This window comes from Brevibacterium sp. 2SA (assembly GCF_005502845.1).
Lineage (GTDB): Bacteria > Actinomycetota > Actinomycetes > Actinomycetales > Brevibacteriaceae > Brevibacterium.
Genome location: NZ_SCMW01000024.1, coordinates 1 through 17,687, shown reverse-complemented (window position 1 = coordinate 17,687; position 17,687 = coordinate 1). Strand labels below are relative to the sequence as shown.

The following is a 17,687-nucleotide window of genomic DNA, read 5'->3' as shown; positions in this document are numbered from 1 at the left end:
GGTCGGCGGCATTATTCGCGGTGGGTGCCGACGGCGGACAGACGGCGGCCGAGCGGTGCGGGAATCGTCGCACGCCGGGCCGATAGGGCACGATAGATGAGTGATCAGATGGATACGAGTAGCAGTCGCGCTTGCCCTCGCCGTCGCCCTGAGCGGGTCGGTGTACTGGGGCTACACGCTCTTCCTGCTCGCGACGGGGCTCATCGTCCTCGGCGTCTCCTACGGCTGGCCGCGGCTGACGGACTCCCCGCAGCCGCGTGCGACCTCGATCATGCTCGCGCTCTTCGGCTTCGCGGGCCTCTTCGCCGCATGGCGTGACGACTCCGCCCCCTACCTCGACTGGCTGCCGGTGCTCGCCGGCCTCGGACTGCTGTGGACCTTCGTCCAGAACCTCACCCGCGGCATGGGCGCCTCGGACGCCGTGGCGAACGTGTCCGCGCAGGTCGCCGGCGTCGTCATCGTCCTCTCCGCGAGCACATGGGTGGCGGCGGCGACGGTGCCCGGCGACAAGCAGGTCATCGTCGTCGGCCTCGCCGCCCTCATCATCGCCGAATGCATGACCGCGCTGCCGTGGCCGGCGATCTACACCTCGCCGCTCGCGGTGGCGATGGCGACGGCGAGCGCGGGGATCGTGTCCGTGCTCGTCCTCGATTCGACGATCGGGCTGCCGATCGCCCTCGTCCTCGGCGCCGTCATGGGCCTCCTCGTCGCCGGTGTCGACCGGATGCTCGGACTCATCGCGTACGCGAGGTACCAGGCGACGAACCTCGAGCTCGCGCAGAACCTCGCGGCCAAGCGCAACGTCGAGAAGGCCCGCAGCTTCGCCGTCCAGCTCGCCCTCGGCGCCACCCCCATCGCCCTCGGCGGTGTCGTCGTCTACGCCCTCGAGCGCATCGCCCTCTAGTGCCGCCTCCACCGACAGCCGTGCGGGGGAGAGCGGTTGGCTGAGGTCAGGGACGGGACTGTAGACTCGACGGCATGGAAGAAAACCTCGTGCTTCTCGAAATCGTCTTCTCCGGACTCGTCGGCGTTGCCGCCCTCGGCGCCCTCGGCGTCGCGTACAAGGTCGTCAAGTCCCTCATCGTCGTGAATCGCTGAAACCCATGATCGAGATCGACGCCTCCGTCAACCCGGAACTCGTTCCCCTCTCGTGGCTCATCGGCTCGTGGGAAGGCGTCGGCGTCGTCGGATACGCCGACACCCCTGAGAAGCAGTTCGGCCAGCGCATCGACTTCGTCGCGCACCCGGGAACCCCGTACCTCCAGTACACCGCGCATGCGTGGCTGCTCACCGAGGAGGGCGAGCTCGACGCGACGCTGACCCTGGAGACCGGCATCTGGCAGCTCGTGCGGCCCCGCGACAACGGCGACGTCGGACCGGGCATGCTCGTGCCCACCGAGGAGCCCAGCTTCACCTCGGCGGCGGCCGTCGAGACCCTGCGGACGAACGACGACGCCTTCGAGATCGAAGCCGAGATCGTCCACCCGCACGGTGTCATGGAGCTCTACGCCGGCTACGTCAAGGGCCCGCGCATCGACCTCTCCACCGACGTCGTCGCCCGGACGAAGACCGCGAAGGAGTACACCGCCTCGACGCGGATGTACGGACTCGTCGGCGGCGAACTCATGTGGGCGTGGGACATGGCCGCCCTCGGCCACGAACTCGCCACCCACTCCTCGGCGAGGCTGAAGAAGCTCAGCTGAGATGACCGGGAACCCGACTCCGGACCCAGACACCGCGACACCCCCGCGCCCTTCCTCGCTGCCGCGCGGACTGAGCTCGTCCGCGGTCCTCGGCACAGGTGACCTGGCGCAGACCCCGATGCACTACGGTGAGCCGCTGCGCGAGCAGCGGGCGCTCGCCGAACGCGGCGCGATCGTCGACCTCGCCCACGTCCGCGTCCTCCGCCTCACCGGCGCCGACCGGCTCACCTGGCTCAACTCGATCACCACGCAGAAGCTCGACACCCTGGCCCCGGGGATCGCGACCGAGACCCTCGTCCTCGACCCCAACGGGCGCATCGAGGGCTGGCTCAAGCTCATCGACGACGGCGAAGCGCTGTGGGCGCTCAGCGATCTGCGCACCGATGAGACCCTCGACTTCCTCCGCCGCATGGTCTTCATGATGCGGGTGACGATTGAGGACGTCAGCGCCGACTTCCAGGCGATCGGCGCGATCCGCGCCCTGCCCGAGGCCCTGCCCGTGACGCAGGTCTGGGCCGATCCGTGGCCGCACATCGGCACCGGATCCGCCTCCTACGCCGAGGTGGACCTCGGACTTGATGTCGCCGGCAGTGAGCACCCTGGCCTCGAGACCCCCTTCGTCATCGGCATCGTTGCCCGCGCGGAGCTCGCGACCACCTCGGCGAGCGAGTTCCGGATGGCCGGTTTCGACTCCTGGGAGGCCCTGCGCGTGGCCGCGTGGCGGCCGGGACGCAGCGAGATCGACCACAAGTCGCTCGTCGGCGAGCTCGACCTGCTCCGCACCTCCGTCCACCTCGCGAAGGGCTGCTACCGCGGTCAGGAGGCGGTGGCCCGGGTCCACAACCTCGGACAGCCGCCTCGGCGCCTCGTCTTCGTCCACCTCGACGGGTCGGGGCACATCCATCCCGACCCCGGCGCCGAGGTGATGAGCACCGTGCGCGGCAATGAGCGTCCCGTCGGGGAGCTCACCTCGGTGGCCCAGCACTACGAGCTCGGGCCGATCGGCCTCGCCGTCGTCAAGCGCACCGTCGCCGCCGACGCCCCGCTCACCGTCGACCTCGGCGAGGGCGGGATCGTCACCGGGGCGCAGGAGATCATCGTCGCCCCCGAACGCGGACACGAACGCAGCCTGCCGGGGCGGAACAAGGATGTCGACATGCGGAATCAGCACCGCTGAGCCGGCGGATCGCGTGAGGGCGCGAATAAGCGCGCCCGACGACCGCCTCGGTGCGGGGATCAACCGTGCTCAGAGGACGTGCCGGTGACCTGGGAATGACGCCGGTCGCGGCAGGGGCGTGACGACGGATTCCGCACCTGAGCGGGGCCCTGATTGCGGGTTCTGCTCACCTGCCGGACTCGGAATGACAAGAACCGTCGCCACACTCTATTGTTCCCGGTATGACAGCTTTGGAAATTGGCGGCGAAGCTCTGCCGCAGGAACGCAAGATCGTCACCGAGATCCCGGGACCGAAGTCCCGTGAGATCGAGGCCCGGCGATCGACCGCCGTCGCGACCGGCGTCGGATCGAGCCTTCCGGCCTACGTGGTCGCCGCAGGCGGAGGAATCCTCAAGGACGTCGACGGCAATCAGCTCATCGACCTGGGATCCGGCATCGCCGTGACCACTGCGGGCAACGCGAACCCCCGCGTCGTCAAGGCCGCGACCGAACAGCTCGAGGCGTTCACGCACACGTGCTTCATGGTCAACCCCTACGAGAGCTACGTTGAGGTCGCCGAGGCGCTCAACCGGCTCACCCCCGGTGACCACGAGAAGCGCACCGTGCTCCTCAACTCCGGCGCCGAGGCGGTCGAGAACGCCGTGAAGATCGCCCGCGCGCACACGAACCGTGACGCGGTCGTCGTCTTCGACCACGCGTACCACGGTCGCACCAACCTCACGATGGCGATGACCGCGAAGGCTCATCCCTACAAGGCCGGGTTCGGCCCGTTCGCCGGTGAAGTCTACCGCGCGCCCATGTCATACCCCTTCCGCGACAACGATGCCGCCGGCACGAAGGTCAGCGGCGAAGAGGCGGCCAAGCGCGTGATGACGATGATCGACAAGCAGATCGGCGCGGAGAACGTCGCAGCGATCGTCATCGAGCCCATCCAGGGTGAGGGCGGCTTCATCGTCCCGGCCGAGGGCTTCCTCCCCACCCTCGTCGAGTACGCCCGGGAGAACGGCATCGTCTTCGTCGCCGACGAGGTCCAGGCCGGCTTCGCCCGCACCGGCAAGATGTTCGCCAGCGAGTGGGAGGAGATCGTCCCCGATCTCATCACCACCGCGAAGGGCATCGCCGGCGGTCTGCCGCTCTCGGCGGTCACCGGTCGCGCAGAGATCATGGACTCGGTCGGCCCCGGCCGCCTCGGCGGCACCTACGGTGGCAACCCCACCGCGTGTGCGGCTGCCCTCGGCGCGATCGAGGCGTATGAGAACGACGGTCTCCTCGAGCGGGCGACCGAGATCGGCGAGCTCATCACCGACCGCCTCGTCAAGCTCCAGGACAAGTACCCGGAGATCGGCGACATCCGCGGCCGCGGGGCGATGGTGGCCGCCGAATTCGTGGGTCGCGACTCGATCGACCCGAACCCGGAACTCGTCAAGGACCTCGCGGCCTATGCGGCGAAGAACGGCGTCCTCGTCCTCACGACGGGCACGTTCGGCAACGTCCTGCGGTTCCTGCCGCCGCTGACGATCTCCGACGAGCTGCTGAACGATGCGTTCGACGTCCTCGAGGCCGGCCTCGCCGAGATCCTCGGCTGACACCCGTTCGGCGGCTGCGGCGGTGACGGCGGCGGCGGTGTACGTCGCGTCGCCGCTGTCCGGCACGGCGCTGCTCGGGGCGGCGGCGGTGAACGTCGTTTCGGCCGCTGTCCGACGCAGCGCTGTCCGCAGCTGAATGACTGCCCCTGTCACGACCCTGCTCACCCGGACTCCCCGTGGAGGCCTCACCGGCCCGCCATGGGGAGACCACACCGGTGTGAGCAGGGTCGTGTGCGCTCTTCCTGCGAATTCGCCGCAAATGTAGGACACTTATAGTCATGGGTGCGACGACAGACGAGCGGCCGGAGGGGCGCTGGGGGCGCGTGTGGGGATTCCTGCGCGGTCCGCGCTTCGTCGATCTGCCGATTCGCGCCCTCGCCCTCATCATGGGCCTGACGATCCTCGTGCCCGGATCGTTCGAGACCGACGAACCGCTCTACGCGGGCCTGCTCATCGTCGCGTACGCGCTGCTCATCATCGCCCCGTTCGTGCCGCGGACCGTGGCGCTCATCGCGACGGCTGCCGGCATCGGCTACCTGTGGCTCTACCCCGACCTCGAGAACATGTTCCCCGAGGCGCTCATCCTCTCCGCAGGCGTGCTGCTCAGCTATTTCCGCTGGTGGTCGTTCGCGGCGGCGACGGTCGGCCTGCTGGCCTACATCGGGGTCGCGACGCAGCTCGGCGCCTACGACGAGGGGCTGCCGGGACTCATCGACCTCGGATACGGATGGCTGATGACCTCGGTGCTCGGCCTTGCCGCCGGGGTCATCGAACTGCGCTTCCGCCGCGAGATCACCCGCCGCGAGAGGGCGGCGCGCGAGCACGCACGCACCGTCGAGGCGCTGCGCACGCGCTTCACCTCCGACACCCACGACACGATCTCCCATTCCCTGTCCACCGAGGCGGCGATCATCAAATCCCTCGGCCGGGCTCCGCAGGCTCCGGGCACCGATCGGATGATCGCCGAGCTCGCGATGGTCAACGCGGAAGCCTCGAAGCGCCTGCGCCAGCTCATCGGGCGGCTGCAGACCGATGCCCCCGACACCTCGCAGATCGAACTGCAGGCCGAGGCCTACCTCCTCACCTCGGCGATCAGGGACGGCAGCGCCGCCGGCGGGGTGCGGCTCGCGACGACCGTCGGCGACCTGCCCGCCCACGCCTCCCGCGAGGTCGGCGAGCATTTCACGGCCTTCATCCTCGAACTCGCGACGAACGTCATCCGCTATTCGACGCCCGGCACGGAGTCCCGCCTCGACGTCGCCGCGCTGCGCAGTGCGACCGACCGCGTCGACCTCCACTACCGCACCGTCAACCGCGCCGAGGCGGAGCTGACCGTCGTGCCGCGCTCGCTGCAGGTGCGTGCGCAGGCCCTCGGCGGGGACTGCACGGTGGCGACGGCTCCGGATGGTCGGGTCGTCGTCGAGGTGGCCCATCCGCTGCAGCTGAGCGGTGACGACGCCGAGGCGGTCGCCGGTGAGCGTGGTGCCGGAGAGCGTGGTGCCGCCGAATGCGTGAGGGACGATTTCGCTGAGGTCTCGCGCGCCGATGGTGCTGGTCAGCGCGGTGGTTCCGGGCAGCGCGCCGGTTCCGCAGGCGGCGATTCTGCCGGTCGCAGCGGGCTGGTGGACGGTGGCGCCTCAGCCGACGGCCGTGCACTCCCCAGCCGAAATGAGTCCGGCATCCGTTCGTCAGGACACTCGGTGGCCGGCGCGCTCTCGATATCGGGCGCCGCCGGCAGCGACGAGCTGCGCCTGCGCTCCGAGCCCTCGCATGAGCAGCGGCAGCACAGCGGGAGTCGTCGCGCATGAGCGGACTGGACCGTCGCGCATGAGCGGGACCGGCCCGGAGGCGGGGGAGACGGCACCGCGCGTCCCCGCAGACCCCGGCCCCGCCTCGGTGCTCATCGTCGATGACGACCGGTGGACGACGCGGGCGATCGCGGCGGCGCTCACCGACGACGGGACGCTCACGGTGCTCGAGCCCCGGCATTCGGGGGAGGACGCGGTCGAGGCGTTCATCCGGTTCCGTCCCGACCTCGTGCTCATGGACGTCAACATGCCGCCGGGGATGAGCGGGGTCGACGCAACCGCGCAGATCATCGAGGCAGACCCGGGCGCGCGGATCGTCCTCCTCACAACGGTCTCCCCGGGACCGGGGATCGCGCGCGCCCTCGAGGCCGGTGCCCTGGCCGCGGTGAATAAGACGGCTTCGGACGCGGAGCTCGTCGGCGTCGTCAAGGCCGCGCTCGGCGGGGATTCGCCGGCGCTGCTGCGCTCGCTCGCCGCGGACATCGTGCTCAGCGGCGATCCGCTGCCCGAAGCCCCTGAAGCGGCACCCGTCCTCACCGACAAGGAGCTCATCCTCCTCCGGCAGCTGTGCGAGGGGATGGACTACAACGAGATCGCCGAGGCGCAGTTCGTCTCACTCCACACCGTGAAGTCGCATGCGCGGAATCTGCGGATCAAGCTCGGCGCGAAGAACCTCGCCCAGGTCGTCGTCCGCGCGATCCAGTTCAAGTTCTACTCGCCGGAGTGAGGCGTTCTCCTCGCCCGAGTGAGGCGGGGCACCGGACTGAGGCGGGGCACTCAAGGTCACCCTGCGATTTCATCCTTTTAGGCGATGACAGGCTTGCCCGAGCCAGGCACAGTGGGTGAGGCCGCTCAGAAGTGCGGTCAGCGCAGCCGCTGCTCGTGCGGTGGAAGGAGCAATCTGTGGAATTGTCGTTGCCGGCGGACCTGCTGGGAATCCTCTTGATCCTCGTCGCGGTGGTGTCCGCGGTTCTCATCATCGCGCTCATGATCGTCGGCCTGCGGGTGCTCATCCGACTCGATCGCCGCCTCGGTCGGCAGCTGCCGCACGATGCAGGGACGGTGAGCGACACGGTTCCTGAGCCTGATGACCGGCCTCTCACCGGAGGCGGTCATCGCGCGTAGGCGACTCGTCCGCGGCATCGCCATCGCGGTCGGCAGCGGTCTCGCCGCACTCATCGTCGCAGCCTTCGTCTGCGGGCGGGTGATCTCCTCCTTCACGGTTCAGGACGTCGTCTTCGACAACGTGCCCTCGAAGGTCCACTGCGACGAGGTGCCGAGCCGCCAGGTCGCCGAACGGGCGGCTGCGGAGTTCCCGGCCATCGACGATGCCGACGTCCTCGTGGTCGATCGGTGCGGCGGCGCGATCATCGAAGTCCAGTATGGCGACACGACGACGCGCGAGCGGATCGAGGACGTCCTCGATGAGACCGGGCACTGGGATCGCGAGTCAGGCTGGTGGTGGGAGTCCGTGCCCGTGCAGCTGCGCAATGTCTGAGACAACGCTTGAGGCAACGTCTGACCGAGGCAACGTCTGAGTCCACGCCTGAGGCTGGGGCGCGTGCCGTCGTGTCCGGAGCGGATGCCATGATGGTCTCGGAAGCCCGGCACCGTCCTCGGTGCCGGTTCCGGACGACGACGTGACCGTGAAGGACCCCATGGACAGCCCACATCGCGAAACCGCCACGCTGACCGAGCGCCGCACCCGTGCCATCGCGGCGATCGCAGCGAACTCGTCGACCGAGCCGCCTGCCGTCCCCGACGTCCCGGCGCTCACCGACGACAGTCCCGTGCTCGGCCTCATTGACCTCGACGAGGTGGCCGCCGCGTTCGCGCAGCTGACCGCGGCGTTCGAGCCCGCCGCGACGACGGTACCCGCCGCGACGTCCGGCACCACGGTCCTCCACGCCGTCGCCTGCAAAGCCGTGCCCCTGCTGCCGCTGCTCCGGTTCTTCGCCGAGGCGGGAGCCGGCTGCGAAGTCGCGAGCCCCGGCGAACTCGAACTCGCCCTGTCCGCCGGGTTCCCGCCCGAGACGATCGTCTTCGACTCACCCGCGAAGACGATGAGCGAGCTGCGCCGTGCGCTCGCGCTCGGCATCTCCGTCAACGCCGACAGCTGGGAGGAGCTCGCCCGACTCGACGAGCTCGTCGACGATCGCACCACCTCGGTGATCGGGGTGAGGATCAACCCGCAGTCCGGGGTCGGTGCGATCGGCGCGATGAGCACGGCGACGCAGACGTCGAAGTTCGGCATCGGGATCGCCGACCCGGGCGCCCGCGACGCCCTCGTCGAGGCCTACCTCGCACGCCCGTGGCTGACCCAGGTCCACGTCCATTCGGGGTCGCAGGGCATCACCCTCGACCAGGCGGCAGCGGGGATCGCCGCGGCCGTCGACATCGCCCGCGACGTCAACACGAGGGCGGGTGCTCGCCAGGTCACCCGCATCGACATCGGCGGCGGGCTGCCGGTCAACTTCACGAGCGACGAGGTGACCCCGACCTTCGCCGCCTACCGTGAGGTCCTCGACACCGTCGTCCCCGGCCTCGCCGAGTTCGACCTCGTCACCGAGTTCGGCCGCTCCCTGCTCGCGAAGGCCGGCACGATCCTCACACGCGTCGAAACCGCGAAGACGACGGGTGGGCGGCGCATCGCTATGACCCACGCGGGCGTGCAGGTCGCCACCCGCACCGCCTACGCTCCTGCGGACTGGCCGCTGCGGGTCCTCCCGTTCGACGCCGACGGTGCCCCCAAGCGCGCCGAGGCGGTCCCCACCGACGTCGCCGGACCGGCCTGCTTCGCCGGTGACCTGCTGGCCGAGAACCGCGACCTTCCGCGCCTCGACGTCGGCGATCTCGTCGCCGTGCCCGACACCGGCGCGTACTACTTCTCGAACCCGTTCTCCTACAACCTCCTGCCGCGGGTGCCCGTGTACGGCTATCGCATGGTGGCGGCAGGCGGAGTCTCCGGTTCCGCGGAGTCGGAGAACCGCCTCGGCGCCGGGGTCGAGTTCGCCCTCATCCGGCGCGGGCAGACGATCGCGGAGATCCTCGCCGAGGCGGGTGAGCCGGCGATCTCGCCGCTCTGATCCGGTCGCTCGACGCCGGTCGTCCAGCCCTACGGTGCAGTAGGAAAGGGGCGCGGCACGGCGCGCAATTGCGCCCCACAGCCCGCATCGCGTCCTAGGATGAAATGTGAGCAGGGTCTCACCTGCGCCGATGGTTCGATGACGACCGGAAGGACGATGATGTTCACCCACAGCACGCTGCGCAGGGGGCTCGGCAGAACGGTCGCGGGACTCGCCGCGATCGCGCTCGCCGCCGGGCTGGCCACTGCGCCCGTCCAGGCCCAGACGACAGAACCCCAACCGACCGACGGCGGCTCCGCGGATGCGACGACGCTGCGCATCGCCACCGACGGCTTCATCGACTCGTTCAACCCATTCACCTCCTTCTACCTCCTGCCGACGAACACGTTCCGCTACATGTACGAGAACCTCGTTGCCAATGACGCGAAGGACGGCTCGATCACCGAGGGACTGGCCACCGAATGGTCGACCGACGATGCAGGCAAGGTGTGGACGTACAGCATCCGCCCGGACATGAAATGGTCGGACGGTGAACCGCTGACGGCCAACGACGTCGCGTGGACCTACACCCAGATGATGGAGAACGAGGATCTCGCGGTCGCCAACGGCAGCCTCGTCGAGAACTTCGAGAAGGTCGAAGCGCCCGACGACGGCACCGTCGTCATCACGCTGAAGAATCCGCAGGCGAACAACCCCGGCCAGGAGATCCCCGTCGTCCCCGAGCACATCTGGTCGAAGATCGACAACCCGGGCGAGTTCAAGAACGATGCGAACACCGTCGGATCGGGACCCTTCCAGCTCGAGAGCTACGAGGCGAACAAGTCCGTCACGCTCAAGGCCAACCCGAACTTCTGGCGCGGCAAGCCCGAACTCGACGGCATCCAGTACCGGTACTACACGAACTCCGACGCCCAGGTGCAGGCCGTCCGGTCGGGTGAGGTCGACATGATCACGCTGCTCTCCCCGGAGCAGTTCACTGCCCTCGAAGGCGCCGACGGTGTCGAACTCAACGACGGCCGCGGCCGTCGCTTCAACAGCATCTCCATCAACTCCGGCCTCGCCGACGCTGAGGGCAAGGAGTTCGGCACCGGCAACGAGGCACTCAAGGACGTCAAGGTCCGACAGGCGATCCGCGCCGGCATCGACACCGAGACGCTGCGCAAGCAGGTCATGCAGGACTACGCCCAGCCCGCGACGAGCTTCATCCCCTCGGTGTACTCGACCTGGGCTCTGCCCGCCGATGACCCCGTGATCACAGGATTCGACGTCGAGAAGGCGAAATCCCTGCTCGACGAAGCCGGGTGGACGCCCGGTGCCGACGGGATCCGGGAGAAGGACGGGAAGAAGCTCGAACTCCGGTTCCTCACCGACGCCGCCGAGCCGATCGAGCAGAACACCGCGAAGTTCCTCGAACCGTGGATGAAGGACATCGGCATCCAGCTGAAGAACGAATCGAGCGACTCCGACACCGTCTCCGAGCTGACGACCAAGGGGGACTACGACATGTACTTCTCCGGCTGGTCGATCAACCCCGATCCGGACTACCAGCTGAGCATCAACACGTGCGGCAACCGCCCCGACGCCGAAGGCAACGGCGGCACCACCCAGGACGGCTACTGCAATCCCGAATTCGACAAGCTCTACCAGGCGCAGCACGTCGAACTCGACCAGGGCAAGCGCGCCGACCTCGTCCGGCAGGCCCTCGAGATCAACTACGAGGACACTCCCTCGATCGTGCTCTGGTACCCCAACCAGCTCGAGGCCTACCGTGCGGACAGGTTCACCGGCTTCACGAAGCAGCCGAGCGACGGCGGTGCGATCGCCAACCAGGTCGGCTACTGGGGCTACACCTCGGTCGAACCCGCGAGCGAAGCCGCCAGTGCCTCCGAGGGAGGCGGGCTGAGCGCGGGCGCCTGGGTCGGCATCGCGATCGCCGTCATCGTCGGCGGCGGCGGAGTCCTCTGGTTCGCCACCCGCCGGCGCAGGAGCGCCGACGACCGCGAGTAGTCGACCCGTCCCACCTCGGCCGCTCCGGTCACCGCCGACGGTTCCGCCCACGCCGGCGGGGATCCCGCCTCGACGGGAACCCCGCCAGCAGGCAGCCGACCGGCAGAACCCGCACCGGATCGCACTGCTCGAGCACCACCTCGGCGGTGGCCGGAGCGGCCCCCTCTCCATCAGGAGCGCACCAGTGACAGCATCGACGAACAATCCCTCCGGTCCCGGCGACCCCGCGACCCCGAACCCCGGCGACCCAGGCACCGCGACCTCAGGCCCCGGAACCCCAGGCCCTGACACCTCCAGCCCTGCCGTCGACGGTCTCGGCACTCCCATCGACACCGACGAACCGCCGAAGGGCGCCTCGTTCGCCGCGTACTTCCTCCGCAAACTCGGCGGCTCGGCGATCTCGATGATCCTCGTCATCGTCCTCGGCTTCTTCGCCTTCCGGCTGCTGCCGGGCGACCCCGTGCTCAAGATCGCCAAGGAACGACCGATGAGCCCGGCCCAGATCGCCGAGCTGCGCAGCCAGTACGGCCTCGACAAACCGCTCATCGTCCAGTTCTGGGACTACCTCGTCGGCATCGTCACGGGCAACCTCGGCGAAAGCTACGTCTACCGCAAACCCGTCTCCGCGCTCATCGGCGAGTACCTCGGTCCGACCCTCCTCCTCACCGCCACCGCCGCAGTCATCGCGATCGTCCTCGGCCTCTGGCTCGGACAGCTCTCGGCCTGGCGCCGCAACTCGCTCTTCGACAAGCTCGCCTCCTCCACAGCCCTCGTCTTCTGGTCGGTCCCGACGTTCTGGCTCGGCCTCATCCTCCTCATGGTCTTCGGCGGCACCCTCCAATGGCTGCCGACCGGCGGCATGATCACGCCCGGGCTCGACCCGTGGTCACCGGAGGCGATCATCGACGTCATCCGGCACCTCATCCTCCCGGTCATCACCCTCGTCGCCGTCGTCTACGCGCAGTTCCTCATGGTCATGCGCGCCTCCCTCATCGAGGAGATGTCCGAGGACTACCTCACGACCGCCCGCGCGAAGGGCCTCACCGAGGACGAAGTCCGCCGTCGGCATGCCGTGCCCAACGCGCTCCTGCCCACGGTCACGGTCGTCTTCCTCCACCTCGGCGGACTCATCGCCGGCGCCGTCACCGTCGAGGCGATCTTCTCCTGGCCGGGCCTCGGCAAACTCACCTTCGACGCGATCAGCGGCCCTGACCTGCCCCTCCTCCAGGGCACGTTCGTCGTGTTCTCCGCGATCATCATCGTCATGAATCTCGCCGCCGACCTCGTCTACCGCTGGCTCGATCCGAGAGTGAGGAGAGCGTGATGGACAACGATCACCGCGCCGAGGCGGCCCCCGAGTCCGCATCGACCCCGGGCACCCAGCCGGCATCGCCCCCGGGCACCCAGCCCGCATCGTCTGAGGGCACCAAGCCCGGACGGTCTGCTGCCACCCGCAACGGTGCCGCCGGCTTCGACAGCGCGAAGCTCATCCGCGAACGCCGCCTGCGCAGTCTCCGACGCAACTGGCGCGCCTTCCGCACCGACACCCCGGCGATGATCGGGGCGATCGTCCTCCTCCTCTTCGTCCTCATGGCGATCTTCGCCCCCGTCATCGCTCCGGCCTCGATGCTCGACGTGACGAAGCAGCTCGACGTGCCGCGCTACGCCCCGCCGAGCCTCGCCCACCCGCTCGGCACCGACGATCTCGGCCGCGAGATCTGGGCCCGCATCGTCTGGGGCTCGCGCGTCTCCCTCCTCGTCGGCGTCGCCGCGACCCTGATGTCGATGGTCATCGGCACGCTCATGGGCTTGGCCGGCGGACACTTCACCGGCATCGTCGGGGCCGTCGTCATGCGCCTCATCGACTTCTTCCTCGTCCTGCCCTCCCTGCTGCTCGCCATCGTCCTCTCCACCGTCCTCGACCGCGGGGTCTTCACGATCGTCGTCGCGATCGGCATCGCCTCGTGGGCGTCGACGGCCCGCATCGTGCGCTCGCAGACCTTGAGCGTCGAATCCCGGCTCTACATCGAACGGGCGCGCATCCTCGGCGCCGGACATCGGCACATCCTCATCAAGCACCTCCTGCCCGCGGTCATGCCGCTCGTCCTCGCGAACACGACGCTCATGGTCGGCAGCGCGATCATCGCCGAATCGACGCTCGCGTTCCTCGGGCTCGGCGATCCGGGCTCGGAATCGTGGGGGACGATCCTCAAGAACTCGATGGACGCCTCGGCGGCGACCTCGGGATACTGGTGGTACGTGCTGCCGCCGGGCATCGCGATCCTCCTCGTCGTCCTCGCCTTCACGATGGTCGGCCGGGCGCTCGAAGCGATCATCAACCCGACCCTGAGGAGCAGCCGATGACCGATCTCAGCTTCGACGACGTCTCGATCACCTACCGCTCCTCGTCCTCGCGCGGCGACGTGCCCGCCGTCATCGACGTCAGCCTCGACCTGCCGAGCGGGTCGACCCTCGGCATCGCCGGTGAGTCCGGCTCGGGGAAGTCGACGCTCGTGATGTCGGCGCTGCGGCTGCTGCCGAAGTCGGCGACGGTGACCGGGCACGTCCGCCTCGGCGGGCAGGACATCTCCGAACTGAGCTTCGGGCAGATCCGTGCGGTGCGCTGGGCGCAGGCGTCGATCGTCTTCCAGGGCGCGCTCCACTCCCTCAACCCCGTCCGCCGGGTCGGGCGGCAGATCGTCGAGGCCCTCGAGCACCATGCCAAGGGCACGTGGACGACGCCGGAGAGGCGTCGGGCGCGGATGCTCGAGCTCCTCCGCGAAGTCGACCTCGACCCGGCGAAGGCCGAGGCATACCCGCACGAGCTCTCGGGCGGGCAGAAGCAGCGGATCATGATCGCGATGGCGCTCGCGTGCGAACCCGACATCATCATCGCCGACGAACCGACCACCGCCCTCGACGTCATCGTGCAGAAGCAGATCCTCACCGGGCTCGCCGACCTCGTCGCCGACCGCGGGATCTCGCTGCTGATGATCAGCCACGACCTCGCCGTCCTCTCCGCGGTGTGCGAGAACCTCGCGATCATGAAGGACGGTCGGATCGTCGAATACGGCCCCAGCGACGACGTGTGCCTGCGCCCCCGGGAGGAATACACCCAGCAGCTGGCCGGGGCGTTCCCGCAGATCGGCGACGCGGAGTCGCGTCTGCGTCCGCGCACCGCCAAACCCGCCGAGGTGCGGCTGACCGACCCGTTCACGATGACCGACGAGGTGGTGCTCGAAGCGCAGAACCTCAGCGTCACCTTCGACACCCGGCAGGGCCGGGAGAGAGCCGTCCACGGCGTCGACCTCGCCCTGCGCAGGGCGGAGATCCTCGCCGTCGTCGGGCAGTCGGGATCGGGGAAGACGACGCTGGCGCGCTCACTCCTCGGCCTGCAGGAGACCGACCCGGGATCGCAGATCGCCTTCGCCGGCCGGCCGCTGCCGAGGAAGGCCAAGGATCTGCGGGCGTTCCGGCGCCAGGTGCAGATGGTCCTGCAGGACCCGTCGGGGTCGCTCAACCCGAAGCGCAGCGTCTACGAAGCCGTCGCCGAAGGACTCCAGGTCCAGGGGCTGACCGAGGACGAGTACGCGAAGGTCATCGGGGCGCTCGAGGCCGCGGAGCTGACCCCGGCGGCGGACTACCTCGAGTCGATTCCGCAGGAGCTCTCCGGCGGTCAGCGGCAGCGCGTCGTCATCGCCGGTGCCCTCGCCCTCGACCCGCAGGTCCTCCTCGCCGACGAACCCGTCGCCTCCCTCGACGCCTCGGTGCGCGGAGAGATCCTCTCCCTCTTCCTCGCGCTGAAGAAGAACCTCGGGATGAGTGCGCTCATCATCACCCATGACCTGGGCCTGGCCTGGAACATCGCTGATACGGTGGCGGTGATGAAGCAGGGAGAGATCGTCGAATACGGACCGGTCGACACGGTCCTCGCCGACCCCCAGCATGCCTACACGCGCGAACTCCTCGCCGCCGTGCCCCGCCTCGGCAGCCAGAGTCTCGTCCGGTCGGGCGCGACGGTACCGGGCGTCGCTGCGCAGGATGGTGCGGCGCAGGACGGCGCCTCAGCGGACGTCGTGCCACCCGACGGCACCGCGGCAGACGCCCCCGCACCGGGCACCGCCGCGCGAGGCGTCGCGGCACAGCGGACCGCGGATCGTGCGGGAACCGACGACACATGACCAGCCCCTACCTCGATTCCGCGCCCCTCGTCCCCGGGGACACCGTCCGTCTCATCGCGCCCTCAGGGCCCGCCGACGGGGACTCGCTGCAGCGGGCGATGTCCCAGCTCGAGGCGTGGGGTCTCAACGTCGTTCCGGGAGCTCATCTGCGCGCCCGGCATCCGCGCGTCAACTACCTCGCCGGCACCGATGAGCAGCGCCGCGCCGACCTCGTCGAGGCGTGGTGCGACCCCACCGCCGCGGCGGTCATCGCACTGCGCGGGGGCTACGGGGCGATGCGACTGCTCGACGGCCTCGACTTCGGCCACCTGGCCCGCCACGGACTGCGCCCCGACGGGCGCCCCAAGCTGCTCACCGGGTCCTCGGACATCACCGCGCTTCACCAGGCCTGGGACCACCACCTCGGCGTCGCGACGCTCTTCTGCCCGATGCCCGGCAACGACCCGTTCAGGGAATCTGCCGTCGTCCCCGCCGAGGTGGCCTCGTGGCTCTTCACCCCCTGGGGCGGACGCGAACTCGGCTTCCCGCCCGACGCGACCGGGTCGCCGCACGCGCAGCCCCCGCGTCCCCACACCTCCGGGGAAGCCACTCACGCGCACCCCAGTGCCCCCGGCACCCCCGCCTCGCCCGAATTGCGGACGCAGAGTGTCGATGCGGGGCGCGCAAATCGACACTCTGCGGCCGGAGGATCGCCACCGGACGCCTCCACCGCGCGAGTCGGCGCTGCCGGCGACGACTCGAGGACGAAACGGTCGGAGAATTCGGCCCATTCTCGGACCATTTCGTCCTGGGGAGTGCGGGACTCGCTTTCGCAGCCGCAGCGCGACGGCACGTCTGGGGACACCACACCTGTCAGCCGCGCGCGGACGCTCGTGCCGGGCACGGCGGTCGGGCGGCTCGTCGGCGGCAACCTCAGCCTCGTCGCGGCGGGACTGGGCAGTCCGGAACTCGCCGACGTCCGCACCAGGCGTGCGACGCGAGGACCGGCGATCGCGATGCTCGAGGACGTCGACGAAGAGCTCTACCGCCTCGACAACCTCCTCGTCCAGCTCGTCCGCGGGGGCTGGTTCGCCTCGGCGGATGCCCTCGTTCTCGGGTCGTGGATCGACTGCGCGCCGATCGACGAGATCGAGGCCCTCGTCCTCGACTTCCTCGGCGAGACGGGGATCCCGATCGTCTCGGAGATGGGGTTCGGCCACGACCCCGATGCGCCGAGCACCCCGCTCGGCGTCGACGTGCGACTCGAGGCGTCTCAGGGGCAGCGGCCGCGGATGTGGGTCGAACGATGAGCGAGCAGAGCCGGATGAACGAGCAGAGACGCGGGAAGGGAACGGGATGACCGAGACGACGAGCGACATCGGCTTCGACAGCCTGCCCGGGGTGCGCTTCAGCGCGCTCGCCTACGACATCGACAGCGGGGAGCGGGTCTTCGCGCACCATCCCGACGACGAGCTCGACACGGCGAGCATGGGCAAGGTGTTCCTCCTCCACACAGCCCTGCAGATGTCCGTCGACGGGACGCTCGATCTCGCGGAGCGGCTGAGCCGCAGACCATCGGAGCGCGTCGACGAGTCGGGCATCTGGTACCTCATGGAGCAGAACGACCTGAGCATCTACGACGTCGCGGTCCTCATCGGGGCGTTCAGCGACAACTTCGCGACGAACGTCCTCATCCGCCGCGTCGGACTCGACAACGTCGCCCGGCAGGTCGCCGCACTCGGCTACCGGAACTCGGGTCTCCACGACTTCCTCCGCTGGCCGCGGCCCGCGCAGGCTCCGCGCACCCTGTCGACCGGCACCGCCGCCGAGCTCAGCGACTTCATGGCCCGCCACGCCATGGACGAGTTCTGGGACGAGTCGACGAATGAGATCTTCCGTCGCTGGCTGGGTGCCGGCGCGGACACTTCGATGGTCGCGTCGGCGTTCGACCTCGATCCGCTCGCCCACTACCACTATCAGCGTGACGTCTGGGTGTGGAACAAGACCGGGACGGACAGTTCGATCCGCGCGGACGCCGGCATCGTCATGACACCTCGGCACCGGGTCGCCTACGCGGTCTTCGCGAACTGGGAGAAGGGGACGGACCGCGTCGTCGAGGTCATGCCGGTCATGCGCGCCGCCGGTGACGCCATCCACCGC

The 17,687-nt window shown here is 69.3% G+C and carries 15 protein-coding genes; all 15 read left to right on the top strand.

From position 1 onward, the window contains the following. The first annotated feature begins 100 nt into the window (after positions 1-100). On the top strand, positions 101-904 hold the full coding sequence (locus FFS20_RS10095) for an ammonia permease (RefSeq protein ID WP_232623703.1): 804 nt from the start codon (positions 101-103) through the stop codon (positions 902-904). A 199-nt stretch (positions 905-1,103) separates the two neighbouring features. Continuing rightward, on the top strand, positions 1,104-1,703 hold the full coding sequence (locus tag FFS20_RS10090) for an FABP family protein (RefSeq protein ID WP_137825721.1): 600 nt from the start codon (positions 1,104-1,106) through the stop codon (positions 1,701-1,703). A 1-nt stretch (position 1,704) separates the two neighbouring features. Then, positions 1,705-2,880, top strand: coding sequence for a folate-binding protein YgfZ (locus FFS20_RS10085; RefSeq protein ID WP_137825720.1), 1,176 nt, complete (start codon positions 1,705-1,707; stop codon positions 2,878-2,880). A 221-nt stretch (positions 2,881-3,101) separates the two neighbouring features. Further along, the gene (gene gabT, locus FFS20_RS10080; protein ID WP_137825719.1) at positions 3,102-4,466 is read left to right on the top strand and encodes a 4-aminobutyrate--2-oxoglutarate transaminase; all 1,365 of its coding nucleotides are present in this window, start codon (positions 3,102-3,104) and stop codon (positions 4,464-4,466) included. 278 nt (positions 4,467-4,744) lie between these two features. Further along, positions 4,745-6,274, top strand: coding sequence for a hypothetical protein (locus tag FFS20_RS10075; RefSeq protein ID WP_137825718.1), 1,530 nt, complete (start codon positions 4,745-4,747; stop codon positions 6,272-6,274). Between the two features lie 19 nt (positions 6,275-6,293). Then, positions 6,294-7,001, top strand: a complete 708-nt coding sequence (locus tag FFS20_RS10070) for a response regulator transcription factor (protein ID WP_137825717.1) — start codon at positions 6,294-6,296, stop codon at positions 6,999-7,001. A gap of 176 nt (positions 7,002-7,177) precedes the next feature. Further along, the gene (locus FFS20_RS10065) at positions 7,178-7,399 is read left to right on the top strand and encodes a hypothetical protein (RefSeq protein ID WP_137825716.1); all 222 of its coding nucleotides are present in this window, start codon (positions 7,178-7,180) and stop codon (positions 7,397-7,399) included. Then, on the top strand, positions 7,362-7,772 hold the full coding sequence (locus FFS20_RS10060; protein ID WP_137825715.1) for a hypothetical protein: 411 nt from the start codon (positions 7,362-7,364) through the stop codon (positions 7,770-7,772). The genes FFS20_RS10065 and FFS20_RS10060 overlap by 38 nt, the downstream gene beginning before the upstream one ends. Before the next feature lie 160 nt (positions 7,773-7,932). Next, positions 7,933-9,360 (top strand): diaminopimelate decarboxylase, encoded by a 1,428-nt coding sequence (locus FFS20_RS10055; RefSeq protein ID WP_137825714.1) that lies wholly within the window; start codon positions 7,933-7,935, stop codon positions 9,358-9,360. A 159-nt stretch (positions 9,361-9,519) separates the two neighbouring features. After that, complete coding sequence (locus tag FFS20_RS10050; protein ID WP_137825713.1) at positions 9,520-11,367, top strand: ABC transporter substrate-binding protein; 1,848 nt, start codon at positions 9,520-9,522, stop codon at positions 11,365-11,367. 184 nt (positions 11,368-11,551) lie between these two features. Further along, the gene (locus tag FFS20_RS10045; RefSeq protein WP_249356784.1) at positions 11,552-12,691 is read left to right on the top strand and encodes an ABC transporter permease subunit; all 1,140 of its coding nucleotides are present in this window, start codon (positions 11,552-11,554) and stop codon (positions 12,689-12,691) included. Beyond that, positions 12,691-13,731 (top strand): ABC transporter permease, encoded by a 1,041-nt coding sequence (locus FFS20_RS10040; protein WP_137825712.1) that lies wholly within the window; start codon positions 12,691-12,693, stop codon positions 13,729-13,731. The genes FFS20_RS10045 and FFS20_RS10040 overlap by 1 nt, the downstream gene beginning before the upstream one ends. Next, complete coding sequence (locus FFS20_RS10035) at positions 13,728-15,548, top strand: ABC transporter ATP-binding protein (protein WP_137825711.1); 1,821 nt, start codon at positions 13,728-13,730, stop codon at positions 15,546-15,548. Before FFS20_RS10040 ends, FFS20_RS10035 begins: the two co-directional genes overlap by 4 nt. Then, entirely contained in the window at positions 15,545-16,837 is a 1,293-nt protein-coding gene (locus FFS20_RS18345; protein WP_137825710.1) for an LD-carboxypeptidase, read from the top strand. The genes FFS20_RS10035 and FFS20_RS18345 overlap by 4 nt, the downstream gene beginning before the upstream one ends. Positions 16,838-16,883: 46 nt before the next feature. Then, positions 16,884-17,687 (top strand): serine hydrolase (locus tag FFS20_RS10025; protein ID WP_171007050.1); only part of this gene is annotated, 804 nt, incomplete at its 3' end.